We start from the raw sequence: 16111 nt of genomic DNA, 5'->3' as shown, positions 1-16111 counted from the left end.
AATTTCCACAAAAAAGAACGGTCGTTCGATTGTCTGTATTCCTTGAATACAATCAGTCGCCAGCCAGACAGTGATTCCCACCCCTGCCTGTAGAAAATCAGCCCATTATCAAACGCCCGACGAGACGCTCATGACGAACGAAGAAATTTTGGCCCAGTACGGTCCCCGCGAATCCATGGAGTACGACGTGGTCGTTGTGGGCGGCGGCCCAGGCGGCCTGTCCACTGCCATCCGGCTCAAGCAACTGGCCGCTGAAAAAGGCCAAGACGTCTCGGTGGTCGTGCTGGAAAAAGGCTCAGAGCCTGGTGCGCACATTCTCTCGGGCGCCATCATGGACCCCAAGGCCCTGACCGAGCTGATCCCCGACTGGAAGGCCAAGGGCGCACCACTGAACCAGCCCGTCACCGACGATGCCTACATCTTCCTGAGCCAGAAGTCGGGCTTTCGCGTGCCCAACCCGCTGCTGCCCCCCTTTGCGCACAACCACGGCAACTACATCGTGAGCCTGGGCGCCGTCACCAAGTGGCTGGCCGAGCAGGCCGAAGCCCTGGGCGTGGAAATCTTCCCCGGCTTCACAGCGGCAGAGGTGCTGTACAACGACGATGGCTCGGTGCGCGGCGTCGCCACGGGCAATCTGGGCATTGGCAAAGAAGGTGAGCCCACCGACAACTTCCAGCTCGGCATGGAGCTGTTGGGCAAGTACACCGTGTTTGCCGAAGGCGCACGCGGCCACCTGGGCAAGCAGTTGATTGCGCGCTTTCACCTCGACGAAGGCCGCGACCCGCAAAGCTTTGGCATCGGCATCAAGGAACTGTGGGAGATCGACCCCAAGCGCCACCAGCCCGGCTTTGTGATGCACACCGCCGGCTGGCCCATGGAGAACGACACCTACGGCGGCGCGTTCCTCTACCACCTCGAAGGCAACAAGGTCGCTGTTGGCTTTGTGACAGGCCTGGGATACACCAACCCCTACCTCAGCCCGTTTGAAGAATTCCAGCGCTGGAAGACGCACCCCAACGTCCGCTACTACTTCGAGAACGACAAGGGCGAAGTCACCGCCAAGCGCCTGTCGTATGGCGCGCGCGCCATCAACGCCAGCGGCATCAACGCGCTGCCCAAGACGGTGTTCCCGGGCGGCGCGCTGGTGGGCTGCAACGCGGGCTACCTGAACGTGGGCCGCATCAAGGGCAGCCATGCCGCCATCAAGACCGGCATGCTGGCCGCAGAAGCGGCTTACGAAGCCATCGTGGCAGGCCGCCAGCACGACGAGCTGAGCGCCTACCCCAAGGCGTTTGAAGCCAGCTGGCTGCACACCGAGCTGAACAAGGACCGCAACTTCAAGAACTGGTTCAAGTACGGCCTGACCACGGCCACGCTGATGAACGGCTTTGAACAATTTGTGCTGCGCGGCCACATCCCCTGGACACTGCACCGCGACAAGCCCGACCACGCGTACCTGAAGCCTGCGGCAGAGTGCAAGCCTATCGACTACCCCAAGCCCGATGGCAAGCTGACGTTTGACCGCCTCTCCAGCGTGTTCATCAGCAACACCAACCACGAAGAGAACCAGCCCGCGCACCTGACGCTCAAAGACGCCAGCGTGCCGGTCAACATCAACCTGGCGAAATACGCTGGTCCCGAGGCGCGCTACTGCCCTGCAGGCGTGTACGAGTTTGTGCCCGACACCGCCAAGGGCGGCGATGCCCAGCGCCTGCAGATCAACGCGCAAAACTGCGTGCACTGCAAAACCTGCGACATCAAGGACCCGACGCAGAACATCGTCTGGGTCACCCCCGAGGGCGGTGGCGGCCCCAACTACGCGGGCATGTAAGGCGCCTGCGCCCTGCACATTCAGGCTCCTTCGGGGGCCTTTTTTTATGCCCCTCCGCTACCGACGCAGGGCACGGCGGATTGCAGGCGAGAGCAGCCATTGCTCTCAAATCAATAGCTACCAGCGCTTTATTGATAAGCGCTACAGCGGTAAATCAGCCTTTTTCAGCGTGCGCAGCACAAAGCTGGAGCGGCTATGGCGTATGCCTTTGATCTTGTAGAGCTTCTCGCGCAGCAGGCGCTCATAGTCCCGCGTGTCTTTGACCACCACGCGCAGCAGGTAGTCGTAGTCGCCCGACACCAAGTGCGCTTCGATCACCTCAGGGATGCTGGCCAGCGTCTCGCCAAACTTCTCCAGCGTGTTGTCGGAGTGGCTGTCGAGCGTGACCTGCACCAGCACCGTGTCGGCCAGGTCTAGCGCCTGCGGGTTGATGCGCACCGTGTAGCCCTGGATCACACCCGCCTCTTCCATCTTTTTGATGCGCCCCCAGCAGGGCGAAGGGCTCAGCCCCACGGCCTGCCCAATCTCTTGCAAGCTGGCTCGGGCATCGGCCTGCAGCACCGCGAGAATTTTCCGATCTATCTTGTCCATGCTGCGCATTATTCCGCCACAGGCGACTATTCAGAATATTTTTCTGAATTTCTCAAAAATCAAAGACAAAACAGAAAACAAAACCAGGAAGCAATCCGCATACTTGCTCCATCAAGGCGCTCTTACCGGAGCCGCACAAACTGCCAAGGCCCCGGCTGGTTACCGCCAGCACGGGGCGCTTGCCATGGTGGGTAACACCCTCACCACGCCAGCGCCAATGGCCTGTAGCCCATGTGACTTGATAAGCACACTTACCAGCACAAACCCCGATGCTCCGGCGCAAGGCGGGCCAACATAATGAACCTGATCCGGCGTGCCACCGTGGGCGCGCCGCACAACAGGAGACACCATGCAATTGACCAAACTCGTCGTTGGCCTGAGCCTTGCGCTCGGCTTTGTGGCCACTGCGGCAGCGCAGACCACCATGCGCATCAGCATCTCTACGGCCCAGAACTCGCACCAGGGCGTAGCCATCGACACGTTTGCCAAAGAAGTGGAAAAGCGCACAGCCGGCCGCTACAAGGTGCAGACCTTCTACAACGGTGCCTTGGGCGGCGAGCGCGAATCAATTGAAGCCGTGCAACTGGGCACACAAGAGCTGGCCTTCAGCTCCAGCGGCCCGGTGCCCAACTTTGTGCCCGAGACCAAGATCCTTGATGTGCCCTTCCTGTTCCGCGACAAGGCGCATGCCCGCGCCGTGCTGGACGGCTCCATCGGCCAAGACCTGCTGGCCAAGTTCGACGCCAAGGGGTTCAAGGCACTGGCCTGGGCTGAAAACGGCTTCCGCCACATGACCAACAGCAAGCGCGATGTGAAGGAGCCCGGCGACCTCAAGGGCCTGAAGATGCGCACCATGGAGAACCCTGTGCACATCGCCGCGTACAAGGGCTTTGGCATCATCACCACGCCCATGGCCTTCCCTGAAGTGTTCACCGCGCTGCAGCAAGGCACCGTGGACGGGCAAGAGAACCCCCTGTCGGTCATCATCTCCGCCAAGTTCGACCAGGTGCAAAAGCACCTGTCCCTGACCGGCCACGTTTACTCGCCCGCCATCTTCGTGATGAACAAGGCGTCGTTCGACAAACTGTCGGCGGCTGACAAACAAGCCTTCCTTGACGCAGCCAAAGAAGGTGCCAAGGCCAACCGCGCCCGCGTGGATGAAGACGATGCCAAGGGCGTGGCCGACCTGCGCGCCAAGGGCATGACGGTGATCGACAGCGTTGACAAAGCCAAGTTTGTCGCAGCCCTGGCACCAGTGAACGCCGAGTTTGAAAAGCAGTTTGGCAAAGCCGCGCTCGACAAGATTCGCGACGTCAAGTGACTCAACTATTGATGCGACGCGCAAGCGCGAGGCAGACACGCCCTCGCTGACCCCGAACGCCCGTGGCGCCTGTGCCTACGGGCGTTTTGTCTTCTCATACTTTCTGTTCAGTGGCGTCCTGCACCCCATGAAAAACGCTTTTTTAACCTTGGAGCGGTGGACCACGTCCATCGCCATGCTCGGGGCCTGCGCCATGCTGGCACTGGCCTCCGCCCTGGGCATGTTCCAGATCCTGATGCGCTTTGTGCTGGAGCAGCCTGCCGAGTGGACTGAAGTGCTCATCCGCTTCAGCCTGATCTGGATGGTGTTCCTCGCCATCCCGGCGGCCTTTCGCCAAGGCGCCATGGTCAGCGTGGACGTGCTCTACCGCTGGAGCCCCCCGCGCATGAAACGTGTGCTGGACTGGGTGGTGACGCTCGCGGCGCTGGCGCTCATCCTCATCATCGTTTGGTTTGGCTGGGATTACGCGCGCCGCGGCGGTGTGCAAAGCATGGCCGGGCTGGAGTCTGTGTCGATGTTCTGGGCCTACCTGGCCATGCCTGTAGGCGGCTTGTTTTGCATCGTCGGCATCGTCGGGAATCTGATCGACCCACTGCGCATGGAACTGGAGACCGCCCAATGAACGCCGCGCCGAGCCGCCTCAAGCAAGTGAACGACCCCCTTGGGGGGCAGCGAGGACATGCAATGCCGAGCGTGGGGGCCACGCTATGAGCGTCGTAATGATCTGCACCATGGTGCTGTGCTTTGCACTCACCGTCTCCGTGGCCGTGTCCATCGGGCTTGCGTCCATTTTGGGTATCCAGGTGTCCAACGCCAACATGCTGATCTCGGTGAAGGAAATGTTTGCCTCGATCAATAAGTTTCCGCTGGCCGCCATTCCGTTTTTCATCCTGGCGGGCAACCTGATGGAAACCGGCGGCATCTCGCGCCGGCTGGTCGAGTTTGCCAAGAGCATCGTGGGCGGTGTGCAGGGTGGCCTGCCCATGACCTGCGTGCTCACCTGCATGATTTTTGCCGCAGTGTCAGGCTCGTCCGTGGCCACCACGTTTGCGATCGGCGCCATCCTGATTCCGGCGCTCATCAAGCACGGCTACCCCACCAGCTACGCAGCTGCCTTGCAGGCCACCAGTGCGGAATTGGGCGTCATCATCCCGCCCTCCATCCCCATGATCCTGTACGGTGTGAGCGCCGAGGTATCGATTGGCGAGCTGTTCATCGCGGGCTTTGGCCCCGGTTTGCTGATCAGCGGCGCCCTCATGCTTTTTGTCTGGGCCTACTGCAAATACAAGGGCTGGGGCAAGAACGATGGCGATGGGCGCCTGCCTTTTGGCCGAGCCACGCTGCAGGCGGGCTGGGCACTGCTCATGCCGGTCATCATCCTGGGCGGCATCTACGGCGGCGTGTTCACGCCCACCGAGGCATCGGCCGTGGCGGTGTTCTACGCACTGATCGTGGGCGTGGTGATCTACCGCGAGATCAAGATCAAGGACCTATACGCCATCCTGCGCAAGTCGGCCATTTCGTCGGCAGTGATCATGTTCATCATCGCCAACGCCGGGCTGTTTGCATTCCTCATCACGCGCGCTGGTGTGCCCGATGCCATTGGCCGCTGGCTGGAATCGGTGCTGCAATCCCCCGCCATGTTCCTGCTGGGCGTGAATGCCGCACTGTTTGTCATCGGCATGTTCATCGAGACCAGCGCCGCCATCATCGTGCTCGCGCCCATCCTGGCTCCTGTGGCCATGCACTTTGGCATCGACCCAGTGCACTTCGGCCTGATCATGGTGGTGAACCTGGCGCTGGGCATGATCACGCCACCGTTTGGCGTGAACCTGTTTGCCGCCTGCACGGTGGCCAAGATCTCGCTGGACCGCATCGTGGGGCACTTGCTGCCGTTTGTAGGCGTGATCCTGGCATGCCTCATGGTCATTACCTACGTGCCGTCGATTTCGTTGGCACTGCGCGATCTGGTGTACGCAAAGTAGGCTTACAATCCGCCCCGTCAGGAGAGAGTGCCCCACCTTGCAACCCAAGGCCGTGCGGCACCGCCGAAGGCGCAGGCAACAGCCGAACGCTCAGGCAAAAGGACTGACAACCGCCCGCAGTGATGCGGGCGTTCCCTTGCTGGAGAGAGGTGGTCCCCACATGAAAACTGTGCGCGAGGCCATCCACCGAAGGAGCAAACCGCACGGCCAGCCAGGGCGCTGCGGTGAATCTCTCAGGTAAAGCGGACAGCAGGGCAAATGTCGCAACCCCCCGTGGTTGCGTCCCCTATTTGCCCTGGAGTCACTGCCGCATGTCCGCCCCTACCCCCACCCCAGCAGCCGCTCTGCTGACCACGCCCCTGAACGCCCTGCACATTGAGCTGGGCGCCCGCATGGTGCCCTTTGCGGGCTACTCCATGCCGGTGCAATACCCCGCGGGCCTGATGGCCGAGCATGTGCACACCCGCACCGCCGCAGGCCTGTTTGACGTGTCCCACATGGGGCAGCTCAAACTCATCGGTGCCGACGCCGCCGCCGCGTTCGAGACGCTGATGCCCGTGGACGTGATCGACCTGCCCGTGGGCAAGCAACGCTACGGCCTGTTGCTCACCGACGAGGGCACGGTCATCGACGACCTGATGTTCTTCAACCAAGGCACCGTGGATGGCGAACCCACACTGTTTGTCATCGTCAACGGTGCTTGTAAAGTGGGTGACATCGCCCACATCCAGGCCCGCATCGGCCAGCGCTGCAAGGTGGCGCCCATGCCCGACCACGCCTTGCTCGCGCTGCAAGGTCCGCAAGCCGTCACCGCCCTCGCCCGCTTGGCGCCCGGCGTTGAAAAGCTGGTGTTCATGACCGGCGGCACATTCACCATCGCAGGCTGCGACTGCTTTGTGACCCGCAGCGGCTACACGGGAGAAGACGGTTTTGAAATCTCGGTGCCCGCCGCGCAGGCAGACACCCTGGCCCGCGCCCTGCTGGCCCAGCCCGAGGTCAAGCCCATTGGCCTGGGCGCGCGCAATTCGCTGCGGCTCGAAGCCGGTCTGTGCCTGTATGGCAACGACATCGACACCACCACCACACCGCCCGAGGCCGCGCTGAACTGGGCCATCCAGAAAGTACGCCGCACCGGTGGCGCACGCGCGGGTGGCTTCCCTGGCGCAGACAAGGTGCTGGCGCAGATCGACAACCCCGCCACCCTGCCCCGCAAACGGGTCGGCCTGGTCGCGTTGGAGCGTGTGCCCGTGCGCGAGCACACCGAGCTGCAAAGCGAAGGCGGCCAGAAGATCGGCGAAGTCACCAGTGGCCTGCTGGGCCCCACGGTGAACGAACCGGTGGCCATGGGCTACGTGCTGCCTGCGTTTGCCGCCATCGGCACCCGCGTGAACGCCATCGTGCGTGGCAAGGCTGTGCCGATGGAAGTGCGCGCCATGCCTTTCACGCCCGCCAACTATTTCCGCGGCTGAAGCCAGCGGGGCGATGGTACGTCACACGCCGCCCCCGCTTCAGCCGCTACATTCAGGTTTCGCTTTTTCAAACCCTTTTCAACCCATTTCGAGGAGCCCCTCATGACCGTCAAATTTTCCAAAGAACACGAGTGGATCAACACCGCCGACACCGCTGCCGCTGTGGTGGGCATCACCGTGCACGCGCAAGACGCACTGGGCGATGTGGTGTTTGTGGACCTGCCCGAGGTGGGCGCAACGTTCAACCAAGGTGACGTGGCAGGCGTGGTCGAATCCGTGAAGGCTGCTGCCGATGTGTACATGCCCGTCACCGGCGAGATCGTGGAAGTGAACGAAGCCCTGCGCGCCGACCCCGCCCTGGCCAACACCGACCCGCTGGGCGCTGGCTGGTTCTTCAAAGTCAAGCTGGCCGACGCAGGCCAGCTGGCCGAGCTGATGGACGAAACGGCCTACACCGCCTTCGCCGCCAACGCCTGATTGGCACTTGGCCACTTTCCGGTTTCAAAAACCATAGCTGCCCGCGCTTGATTCCATTGGGTTTCAAGCTAAAAGTCCTTGAAGCGCACCAAATACAAGCGCGAGCAGCTTCTCTTTTCATAGCACCCCTACGCCCGCCATGACCGCCGCCTTGTCCACATCCCTGCCGTTGTCCGCGCTGGAAAACGCTGCCGAATTCCTGCCCCGTCACATCGGCATCGATGCGGCCGATGAAGCCCACATGCTCTCGGTGATTGGCGAGGCCTCGCGCCGCGCACTCATCGACTCCATCGTGCCGCGCTCCATCGCACGCAGCAGCACCATGGACCTGCCCCCGGCCACCACCGAGGCCGCAGCGCTGGCCGAACTCCAGGCCATCGCGGGCAAGAACCAGGTGCTCAAGAGCTTCATCGGCCAGGGCTACTACGGCACGCACACCCCCGGCGTCATCCTGCGCAACATTCTGGAGAACCCCGCCTGGTACACCGCCTACACACCCTACCAGGCCGAAATCTCGCAGGGTCGCATGGAAGCCCTGGTCAACTTCCAGACCATGGTGTGCGACCTGACGGGCATGCCCATTGCCAACGCATCGATGCTCGACGAAGCCACCGCCGCTGCCGAGGCGATGACGCTGGCCAAGCGCTCCGTCAAAAGCAAGAGCAACGTGTTTGTGGTGGCGGGCGACGCCCACCCTCAGACCATCGAAGTGATCCAGACCCGCGCCAAGCCCTTGGGGCTGGAGGTGAAGCTGGCCAACTCCGCCGACGAATGGAACACCCTGCTGGCGGGCGACTACTTTGCTGTGCTGGCGCAGTATCCCTCCACCAGTGGCCGCATTGACGACCTGCGCGCCGATGTGGAAACAGCCCACGCCAAGCAAGCCGCCTTCATCGTGGCCGCAGACCTGCTGGCCCTCACGCTCATCACCCCGCCCGGCGAACAAGGCGCGGACATTGTGGTGGGCACCACCCAACGCTTTGGCATGCCCATGGGCGCGGGCGGCCCGCACGCCGCCTACATGGCCTGCCGCGACGAATTCAAACGCAGCATGCCCGGCCGCCTGGTGGGCGTGAGCGTGGACGTGCACGGCAAGCCCGCCTACCGACTGGCCCTGCAAACGCGCGAACAGCACATCCGCCGCGAAAAAGCGACCTCCAACATCTGCACGGCCCAGGTGCTGCCCGCCGTCATCGCCAGCATGTACGCCGTGTACCACGGCCCCCAGGGCCTCAAGCGCATTGCCCAGCGCGTGGCCAGCTACACCGCCATCCTGGCCCAGGGCCTCAAGCAACTCGGCGCCCCCGTGCGCGAACAAGCCAGCTTCGACACCCTGAGCCTGCACACCGGCGCCGCTACCAAAACCATAGCTGCTCGCGCGGTATCCATGGGCGCTAACCTGCACATTTACTTTGAAGAGTTCCTGTGCATCTCGCTGGACGAAACCACCACGCGTGCTGACATCGAGCTGCTGTGGAAGGTCTTCGCCAAGGACGGCCAGCAGCTCCCCACGTTCGCCGCCTTTGAAAACGGTGTCGAACCACTGATCCCCGCCGCGCTGCGCCGCACCAGCAGCTACCTCACGCACCCGGTCTTCAACACCCACCACAGTGAGACCGGCATGCTGCGCTACATCCGTGCGCTGTCTGACAAAGACCTCGCGCTGGACCGCAGCATGATCCCGCTGGGTAGCTGCACGATGAAGCTCAACGCCACCAGCGAGATGATCCCCATCACCTGGCCCGAGTTTGCGAACATGCACCCGTTTGCCCCCGCCGACCAGCAACAAGGCTACAAGGAGCTGGACGAGCAGCTGCGCGCCTGGCTGTGCCAGGCCACCGGCTACGCGGGCATCAGCTTGCAGCCCAACGCAGGCAGCCAGGGCGAATACGCGGGCCTCTTGGCCATCAAGGGCTACCACGAGTCGCGTGGCGAAGGCCACCGCAACATCTGCCTCATCCCCAGCAGCGCCCACGGCACCAACCCCGCCAGCGCGCAAATGGTGGGCATGCAGGTGGTGGTGACAGCGTGCGACGCCAACGGCAACGTGGACCTGGCCGACCTGAAGGCCAAATGCGAACAGCACAGTGCCAACCTGGCCTGCGTGATGATCACCTACCCCAGCACACACGGCGTGTTTGAGACCAGCGTCAAAGAACTGTGCGCCCTGGTGCACAGCCACGGCGGCCGCGTGTATGTGGACGGCGCCAACATGAACGCCCTGGTGGGCGTGGCCGCCCCCGGCGAGTTTGGCGGCGACGTGAGCCACCTGAACCTGCACAAAACCTTCTGCATCCCCCACGGCGGTGGCGGCCCCGGCGTAGGCCCCGTGTGCGTGGTGGCAGACCTCGTGCCCTTCTTGCCCGGCCTACCCGGCCAAGGCAGCCAGCCGCAAGCCCCCGCCACCGGCAAGGTAGGCCCCGTCAGCGCCGCCCCCCTGGGCAACGCCGCCGTGCTGCCCATCAGCTGGATGTACATCCGCATGATGGGCGCCGACGGGTTGCAAGCGGCTACAGAGACGGCCATCCTCAGCGCCAACTACATCAGCGCCCGCCTCAAGGACCACTACCCCACGCTGTACGCGAGCGAAAACGGCCACGTCGCGCACGAATGCATTCTGGACCTGCGCAGCCTCAAGGAAACCAGCGGCGTGATGGCCGAAGACGTAGCCAAGCGCCTGATCGACTACGGCTTCCACGCCCCCACGCTCAGCTTCCCCGTGCCCAACACGCTGATGGTGGAGCCCACCGAGAGCGAGACGCTGTTCGAGATCGACCGCTTCATCGACGCGATGATTGCCATCCGCGAAGAGATCCGCCAGATCGAAACAGGCAAGCTGCCGCAAGACAACAACCCGCTCAAGAATGCGCCGCACACGGCAGAGAACCTGCTGAGTAGCGACTGGGCTCGTCCCTACACCCGCGAAGCCGCTGCCTACCCGGTGGCGGCCTTGCGCCAGGCCAAGTACTGGTCGCCGGTGGGTCGGGTGGACAACGTCTATGGCGACCGGAACCTGTTCTGTAGCTGCGTGCCGGTGAGTGAGTTGGCGTAAAGCGCGCTGACGCAGCGCCGCGGTGGCGCTGCGTCCCAAGAAAACAAAGGCCCGGTAACAGGCCTTTTGCATTTGGGCCTCAATTCGTTGGCGTGTAGCCAAGCTTTGCAGGCAGCACTAAAACATTTGCAACATACCGTCAACATTGTTGAATCAATGTAAAAAGCCCTAAGATGGCGGCCAAGCCCGCTCCCTTCAGTCGCTGGACTTTGCGCGATAAAGCCGCGCAGCGCCGGTTCGCTCTACGTTAATCCCTTCATATTCCGCTTTATGCAGGCCCGCATATATTCCAGCGCTTCGCCTCGCTCAAAGATTTCTCCTTGGGGGTTTTGGCGCTCTGCTGGGCTTCGCCTGCGTTCGCTTTGTCGGTTTCAAGCCTTTTTGGACTCCAAAGCTTGTGCAGCAAGCGCTACCAGCTATCTTTCTTGCAGCGCTGCGCCGCTTTCAAGGCCCAGCGCTTTTTCGTGGGCTGCGCTCGTCTTCAAGGCTGGGCGCTCCCGCTTGGCCTTCGGGTATAACTGTTCGTCGCAGCCGACCACTACGCGGCGGCTGAATTCAGGTCGTTGAGTGCCAAAATCAAGGGTAGGAGAATGAATCATATATTTCGTGCTGTTGTGGCAGTTTTTACTCTCACTCTAGTCTCCGCATGCTCAACATATACAGGGGATAACCTGTTGAGACTCCCTGAGCAATCGAGTACGCACAATCAGGAAATAATTATTTCGGAAACTAAAGATGGTGTGTCTGACATACTCGATAGCCTCGGGGTTTCCGAAGAAGTGAAAAAATCTCTTGGAGAAATTTCCCCGAAAAACATCATTCGTGACAGTAAGCCTCTCAAGCTGAATAATATTGACAACCAGCTTGTAGTGGCGGGGGCTGATGCAAATATTGCCTTTGCAACAAATTCCATAATTATTTCAATCGGAGCCCTTCACATCGCACACAGTGGCAACAATGTCGTTGTATCTGGCGGCGATGTAGAAATCAGCCACGATGGAAGCTCAGGCAATGGAAGCCTTGTTATTTCGAAGGGCAAGACCAAGATTAGCCACGCTGAAAATTCCTTGATATATGCGATAAAGGGCGTTGAAATTTCTCACGCGCGTAACATACGGGCGTTCAACACACGCGAACGGAAGACGTCACGGGGTTACATCAATAACAATTTCGTAAAACCACTCTTTCGCGAAGAGACGGAACCCAAAAAATCACTCCAGCCGACTGGCTCCGTCGACGGCTGAGTTCAATCATTAGAGCGTGTTATGAACTTCCCGCTGCAGCCAGCACCCGTGCGGCAGCGGGCAACATGAGCACCGCAAACACCAGGAAATGCAGCCCGCCGAGCACTTCGGGCAGTCGCTCGTAGTCCCGGGAGAGCCTGCGGAACCTCGCCAGCCAGCCGAAGCTTCTCTCCACCACCCAGCGGCGCGGCAGCAGTACAAAGCCTTTCTTTGCCTCGGGCAGCTTCACGATGTGCAGGTCGATGCCGTTGTCCTGCGCCGCTTTGGATGCCGCTTCACCCGTGTAGCCTTGGTCTGCCCAGGCCAGTTGTACCGTGTGGCCCGTGGCCTGCTGTACGTCTTCGCACAGGCGCTGCACCTGCGCACGTTCCTGTTCGTGTGCAGGCGTGACATGCACTGCCAGCAAGTGGCCCAGCGTGTCCACGGCCATGTGCACCTTGCTGCCGCGCTTGCGTTTGTAGCCGTCGTAGCCTGCACGTGGACCGCTCTCGCAACTCGATTGCAGCGTGCGCCCATCCATCACTACTGCGCTGGGCTGGCCCTGGCGACCCTGTGCCACGCGGATGATGGAGCGCAGATCCGACACCATCGCCTCGAAGCAGCCCGCGTCAAGCCAACGCCTGCTTTGCTGGTAGACCGCCTCCCACGGCGGCAGATCGTTGGGCAGCATCCGCCAGGGCGCTCCTGCGCGCACCAGCCAGCGCAGCGAGTTGAAGACTTCGCGCAGATCATGCTCGCGCTGGGGCGCGTGCTGATTCATCAAGGTCAGGTAGGGCGCAGCGAAGCTCCATTCTTCATCGCTAACGTCTGTCGGGTAAGGCTTGCGGGGCATCTGCAAACTCTACCCTTTGCTCCGTGCTCACGCAGCAAAGTTCATAACACGCTCTAGCCCTTCACACTCCGCTTTATGCAGCCCCGCCGTTGACTCCAGCGCTTCGCCCTTCTCAGAGGTTTCTCCTTTAGGGCTTTGGCGCTCTGCTGGGCTTCGCCTGCGTTCGCTTTGTCCGTTTCAAGCCTTTTTGGCCTCCAGCGCTTGTGCAGAAATCGCTACCAGCTATCATTTTGAGAGCGCCGCGCCGCCTCAGCGACACAGGTTGCCCACACCTGCAGGCAGATAGCACCCCAATCCCCATCGCAGCGCCTCTCTGACGCCTCCGCAGGCCCTAACATTGGCCTTTTTCGGAGTTTTCTTCATGCGCGTTCTTTTTGCCCTGCTCACCTCGCTGGCCATCGCCCCCGCCGCCATGGCACAAACCAAACCCGTCACCACGGCCAGTGGCTTGGTGTATGAAGTGATCAAGGAAGGCTCGGGCGAATCGCCCAAGGCGACAGATACGGTGAAGGTGCACTACAAAGGCACGTTCCCTGATGGCAAGGAGTTCGACAGCTCTTACAAGCGTGGCGAGCCCACCGAGTTTCCGCTCAACCGCGTGATTCCCTGCTGGACGGAAGGCGTGCAGCGCATGAAGCCCGGCGGCAAGGCCAAGCTGACTTGCCCACCTGGCATTGCCTATGGCGCCAACGGGGCTGGTGGCGTGATTCCGCCCAACGCCACGTTGAACTTTGAGATCGAGCTGATTTCCGTGAAGCGCTGAGCTTTCAGATGCTGCTGAAGGTGGGAGAGCTGGCGCAGCGCGCGGGCCTGACGGTTCGCACGCTGCACCATTACGATGCCATTGGCCTGCTCACGCCTTCGGGCAGGTCAGAGTCGGGTTACCGCCTCTACGGCCAGGCCGATGTGCAGCGGCTGCACGCGATCCAGACGATGCGCCAGATGGGTCTGGCGCTCAATGACATAACCCACCTGCTGGAGGGCGACAGCGTTGCGCCCGAGCGCATCATCGGCCAGCAGATCCGCGCGCTGGACCAGCAAATAGCGCAAGCCACGGAACTGCGCGGGCGCCTGACCATGCTGCGCGACGGCCTGATGGCGGGGGCCGAGCCTGACATGGGTAACTGGCTCGAAGCGCTGGCGCTCATGACCACCTATGGCAAGTATTTCAGCTCGGCCGAACTCAAGCAGATCTTCAGCAGTTGGAACCTGATTGAGGCGGATTGGCTGGTCGTGAAGGACCTGGTGCAAAGCGCCATGGACCGCCAGTTGCCACCTGACACCCCCGAAGTCCAGGCGCTGGCCTACCGCTGGATGGGGCTGATGCTGCACTGGATGGGGGGCGACTTGGACCTGCTGGAGCGCTGGGGTCACATGTTCCGCACCGAGCCCAGCACGCAAGGGCGCAACCATGCGCCCGCAGGCGAGATGATTGAGTACATCGAAACGGCCATCAAGCTGCGCATGGCACTCCTGGAGAAGTACCTGACACGCGACGACCTGCGCACGCTGGGCCATGTGCCGCACACCGACTGGGCGGCATTGGAGGCCGATGTGCAACAGCTTCTGGCCCGTACCGTACCACACCAGCATCCTGACGCTGCAGCCGCCGCGCTGCGCTGGGGCGCGCTGTTCGACACACTGACGCGCAGCAGCCCCGAATTGCGCCAAAAGCTGCTCAAAGCGTCTGCCAGCGAACCGCTGCTGCAGGCGGGTTCGCCCCTGAGCGCCCCCGTGCGCTCGTATCTGCAAGCGGCGCTGGCACACGCTGCCACAGCCAACGCATCGACTAAAGCGCGGCCATCCGCACAGGGGTAAAAAGTGCGCAAGAGTGCTTGACCCTCACGCAACGTGAGGGTTCATAGTGGGTCCCCATGAATGGATCGAACTATGACTATTGACACAGCATCCCCCCACAAGCCGCAGAGCCCCAGCCCTGCCTCTCCCAAAGACCCGCGCGCCGCGCTGTTCAAAGACCCCAACTTTCGCTGGATGACGGCTGGCTCTTTCCTGTCCATGCTGGGCGATCAGTTCACCCTGATCGCACTGCCCTGGCTGGTACTGCAGATGACGGGGGACACCCTGGTGCTGGGCACCGTGCTGGCCCTCATCAGCATCCCGCGTGCGCTGTTCATCCTGGTGGGCGGAGCACTGGTAGACCGCCATTCGCCCAAGCAGGTGTTGATGGTCACCAAATACGTCAACCTGGTGCTGCTGGCCGCACTGGCGGGGCTGGTGCTTGCAGGCACCCTGACGCTGTGGATGGTGTACGCCCTGTCACTGGGCATTGGCCTGGCCACTGCCTTCAGCATCCCTGCCGGCACGGCCATGATGCCCCACGTGGTGGCGCGCCCGCAGTTGCAGGCGGCCAATGGCATCAGCCTGGGCCTGCGCCAGCTCACCATGTTTCTGGGGCCTTTGCTCGCCGGGCTGTTGATTGCGTTGTTCGGCACCGGGGACACTGCCGCCAGTGAAGCCACGCACGCAAACGCCACGGGCATTGGCCTTGCCTTTGCGATAGATGCGCTGAGTTTTGCGGTGTCGGCCTGGACACTGTCGCAAGTGCAAACCCATGCGGCGCCGGCCACACCCACCGCAGCGCCGCAGGCGGTGCTGGCCTCTGTAGCGCACGGCCTGGCGCACTTTTGGCGCGATCACGAGCTGCGCACCTGCTTTCTCTATTGGAGCGCCATCGCCCTGTTCATCATGGGGCCCATTCACATCGCCATTCCGGTGCTGGCCAGCAGCACGCCGCAACTCGGCGCGGCAGCGTTTGGCACCATGGTGGGCGCGCACGGCGCGGGCACGCTGCTGGGCATGGTGGTGTCGGGCATGGTGCCTCGGCTGCGCATCGGTAGCCTGGGCCTGACGATCCTGGCCTTCGACGCGGTCATTGGGGTGCTGTTCATGCCACTGGGGCTGATCACGGCCGTGTGGCAGGGCGCGGGGCTGATGCTGGCCATCGGCCTGCTGGGCGGGTTCATGCAAGTGAGCGTGTTTACCTGGATACAGCAGCGTGTGCCGCCTGCGTTGCTGGGCCGAGCGATGAGCCTATTCATGTTCATCTTCATGGGCCTGGCGCCGATCTCTGCGGCAGTGACAGGCTGGGTGATGAAGGGCATCACGCTGGCCCAGTTGTTTGCGGCCAGCGGCGGTACGCTGGTGGTGCTGACCGCACTGGCCTTGCTGCTCACGCCGATGCGCCGCGTGACGGACACGGCCCCCGCTGCGCGCTGAAAATGCCCTGAACGCCTCGGCCAAGGCCCGGACGAAAGCTGTGGTGGAAAGCAAAAAGGCCGGGCGCACGCG

The 16111-nt window shown here is 62.2% G+C and carries 16 protein-coding genes and 2 riboswitches; of the genes, 14 read left to right on the top strand and 2 right to left on the bottom strand.

Translation table 11 applies throughout. From position 1 onward, the window contains the following. Positions 1-130: 130 nt before the first annotated feature. Positions 131-1831, top strand: coding sequence for an electron transfer flavoprotein-ubiquinone oxidoreductase (locus CLU88_RS02890; RefSeq protein ID WP_099655312.1), 1701 nt, complete (start codon positions 131-133; stop codon positions 1829-1831). Positions 1832-1972: 141 nt separating this feature from the next. Here the strand turns inward: CLU88_RS02890 and CLU88_RS02885 are convergent, their stop codons facing one another. Beyond that, complete coding sequence (locus CLU88_RS02885; protein ID WP_099658598.1) at positions 1973-2422, bottom strand: Lrp/AsnC family transcriptional regulator; 450 nt, start codon at positions 2420-2422, stop codon at positions 1973-1975. Here CLU88_RS02885 and CLU88_RS22660 point away from each other — a divergent pair. From CLU88_RS22660 to CLU88_RS02845, 9 genes are all read left to right on the top strand, one after another. After that, positions 2421-2720 (top strand): hypothetical protein, encoded by a 300-nt coding sequence (locus CLU88_RS22660; RefSeq protein WP_143225934.1) that lies wholly within the window; start codon positions 2421-2423, stop codon positions 2718-2720. The two genes, CLU88_RS02885 and CLU88_RS22660, sit on opposite strands and share 2 nt — an antisense overlap. A 51-nt stretch (positions 2721-2771) precedes the next feature. Further along, the gene (locus tag CLU88_RS02880) at positions 2772-3743 is read left to right on the top strand and encodes a TRAP transporter substrate-binding protein (protein ID WP_099655311.1); all 972 of its coding nucleotides are present in this window, start codon (positions 2772-2774) and stop codon (positions 3741-3743) included. A 127-nt stretch (positions 3744-3870) separates the two neighbouring features. Then, complete coding sequence (locus CLU88_RS02875; RefSeq protein WP_099655310.1) at positions 3871-4365, top strand: TRAP transporter small permease; 495 nt, start codon at positions 3871-3873, stop codon at positions 4363-4365. 85 nt (positions 4366-4450) lie between these two features. Then, positions 4451-5728: a TRAP transporter large permease gene (locus CLU88_RS02870; protein ID WP_099655309.1), complete on the top strand. Its 1278-nt coding sequence runs from the start codon at positions 4451-4453 to the stop codon at positions 5726-5728. Between the two features lie 16 nt (positions 5729-5744). Further along, positions 5745-5836: riboswitch (glycine riboswitch) on the top strand. 21 nt (positions 5837-5857) lie between these two features. Next, positions 5858-5988: riboswitch (glycine riboswitch) on the top strand. A gap of 51 nt (positions 5989-6039) precedes the next feature. Beyond that, on the top strand, positions 6040-7197 hold the full coding sequence (gene gcvT, locus CLU88_RS02865; RefSeq protein WP_099655308.1) for a glycine cleavage system aminomethyltransferase GcvT: 1158 nt from the start codon (positions 6040-6042) through the stop codon (positions 7195-7197). A gap of 102 nt (positions 7198-7299) precedes the next feature. Then, the gene (gcvH, locus tag CLU88_RS02860; RefSeq protein ID WP_099655307.1) at positions 7300-7674 is read left to right on the top strand and encodes a glycine cleavage system protein GcvH; all 375 of its coding nucleotides are present in this window, start codon (positions 7300-7302) and stop codon (positions 7672-7674) included. A gap of 139 nt (positions 7675-7813) precedes the next feature. Next, positions 7814-10726 (top strand): aminomethyl-transferring glycine dehydrogenase, encoded by a 2913-nt coding sequence (gene gcvP / locus CLU88_RS02855; RefSeq protein ID WP_099655306.1) that lies wholly within the window; start codon positions 7814-7816, stop codon positions 10724-10726. Between the two features lie 270 nt (positions 10727-10996). Next, a complete protein-coding gene (locus CLU88_RS02850) occupies positions 10997-11293 on the top strand; it encodes a DUF1010 domain-containing protein (RefSeq protein ID WP_099655305.1) in 297 nt (98 codons plus the stop codon). A 173-nt stretch (positions 11294-11466) separates the two neighbouring features. After that, positions 11467-11970: a hypothetical protein gene (locus tag CLU88_RS02845; protein WP_199173406.1), complete on the top strand. Its 504-nt coding sequence runs from the start codon at positions 11467-11469 to the stop codon at positions 11968-11970. Between the two features lie 19 nt (positions 11971-11989). On the opposite strand, the gene CLU88_RS02840 is transcribed toward CLU88_RS02845, so the two are convergent. Further along, positions 11990-12802 carry an IS5 family transposase gene (locus CLU88_RS02840; RefSeq protein ID WP_099655131.1) on the bottom strand — a complete coding sequence of 271 codons (813 nt, stop codon included), beginning with the start codon at positions 12800-12802 and terminating at the stop codon, positions 11990-11992. Here CLU88_RS02840 and CLU88_RS02835 point away from each other — a divergent pair. The 4 genes from CLU88_RS02835 (at position 12792) to CLU88_RS02820 (ending at position 16039) form a co-directional block, all read left to right on the top strand. Next, entirely contained in the window at positions 12792-13088 is a 297-nt protein-coding gene (locus CLU88_RS02835; RefSeq protein WP_369827584.1) for a DUF1010 domain-containing protein, read from the top strand. The genes CLU88_RS02840 and CLU88_RS02835 overlap by 11 nt on opposite strands. Positions 13089-13163: 75 nt before the next feature. Then, positions 13164-13565, top strand: coding sequence for an FKBP-type peptidyl-prolyl cis-trans isomerase (locus CLU88_RS02830; RefSeq protein WP_099655302.1), 402 nt, complete (start codon positions 13164-13166; stop codon positions 13563-13565). 8 nt (positions 13566-13573) lie between these two features. After that, entirely contained in the window at positions 13574-14620 is a 1047-nt protein-coding gene (locus CLU88_RS02825; RefSeq protein WP_099655301.1) for a MerR family transcriptional regulator, read from the top strand. Between the two features lie 72 nt (positions 14621-14692). Then, the gene (locus tag CLU88_RS02820) at positions 14693-16039 is read left to right on the top strand and encodes an MFS transporter (protein WP_255410633.1); all 1347 of its coding nucleotides are present in this window, start codon (positions 14693-14695) and stop codon (positions 16037-16039) included. The last annotated feature ends 72 nt before the right edge of the window (positions 16040-16111 follow it).

Origin of the sequence: Acidovorax sp. 56 (assembly GCF_002749705.1) — a bacterium.
Taxonomy (GTDB): domain Bacteria; phylum Pseudomonadota; class Gammaproteobacteria; order Burkholderiales; family Burkholderiaceae_C; genus Acidovorax.
Note: the sequence above shows the minus strand (reverse complement) of the source record. Positions and strands in the feature narration are given on the sequence as shown.

Excerpts from the sequence above, each read along its gene's own strand:
- CLU88_RS02825 (WP_099655301.1), top strand. The coding sequence starts at position 13,574 with ATGCTGCTGAAGGTGGGAGAGCTGGCGCAGCGCGCGGGCCTGACGGTT.
- CLU88_RS02820 (WP_255410633.1), top strand. The coding sequence starts at position 14,693 with ATGACTATTGACACAGCATCCCCCCACAAGCCGCAGAGCCCCAGCCCT.
- CLU88_RS02840 (WP_099655131.1), bottom strand. The coding sequence starts at position 12,802 with ATGCCCCGCAAGCCTTACCCGACAGACGTTAGCGATGAAGAATGGAGC.
- CLU88_RS02885 (WP_099658598.1), bottom strand. The coding sequence starts at position 2,422 with ATGGACAAGATAGATCGGAAAATTCTCGCGGTGCTGCAGGCCGATGCC.
- CLU88_RS02890 (WP_099655312.1), top strand. The coding sequence starts at position 131 with ATGACGAACGAAGAAATTTTGGCCCAGTACGGTCCCCGCGAATCCATG.
- gcvP (WP_099655306.1), top strand. The coding sequence starts at position 7,814 with ATGACCGCCGCCTTGTCCACATCCCTGCCGTTGTCCGCGCTGGAAAAC.
- gcvH (WP_099655307.1), top strand. The coding sequence starts at position 7,300 with ATGACCGTCAAATTTTCCAAAGAACACGAGTGGATCAACACCGCCGAC.
- CLU88_RS22660 (WP_143225934.1), top strand. The coding sequence starts at position 2,421 with ATGCTGCGCATTATTCCGCCACAGGCGACTATTCAGAATATTTTTCTG.
- CLU88_RS02850 (WP_099655305.1), top strand. The coding sequence starts at position 10,997 with ATGCAGGCCCGCATATATTCCAGCGCTTCGCCTCGCTCAAAGATTTCT.
- CLU88_RS02870 (WP_099655309.1), top strand. The coding sequence starts at position 4,451 with ATGAGCGTCGTAATGATCTGCACCATGGTGCTGTGCTTTGCACTCACC.
- CLU88_RS02880 (WP_099655311.1), top strand. The coding sequence starts at position 2,772 with ATGCAATTGACCAAACTCGTCGTTGGCCTGAGCCTTGCGCTCGGCTTT.
- gcvT (WP_099655308.1), top strand. The coding sequence starts at position 6,040 with ATGTCCGCCCCTACCCCCACCCCAGCAGCCGCTCTGCTGACCACGCCC.
- CLU88_RS02830 (WP_099655302.1), top strand. The coding sequence starts at position 13,164 with ATGCGCGTTCTTTTTGCCCTGCTCACCTCGCTGGCCATCGCCCCCGCC.
- CLU88_RS02875 (WP_099655310.1), top strand. The coding sequence starts at position 3,871 with ATGAAAAACGCTTTTTTAACCTTGGAGCGGTGGACCACGTCCATCGCC.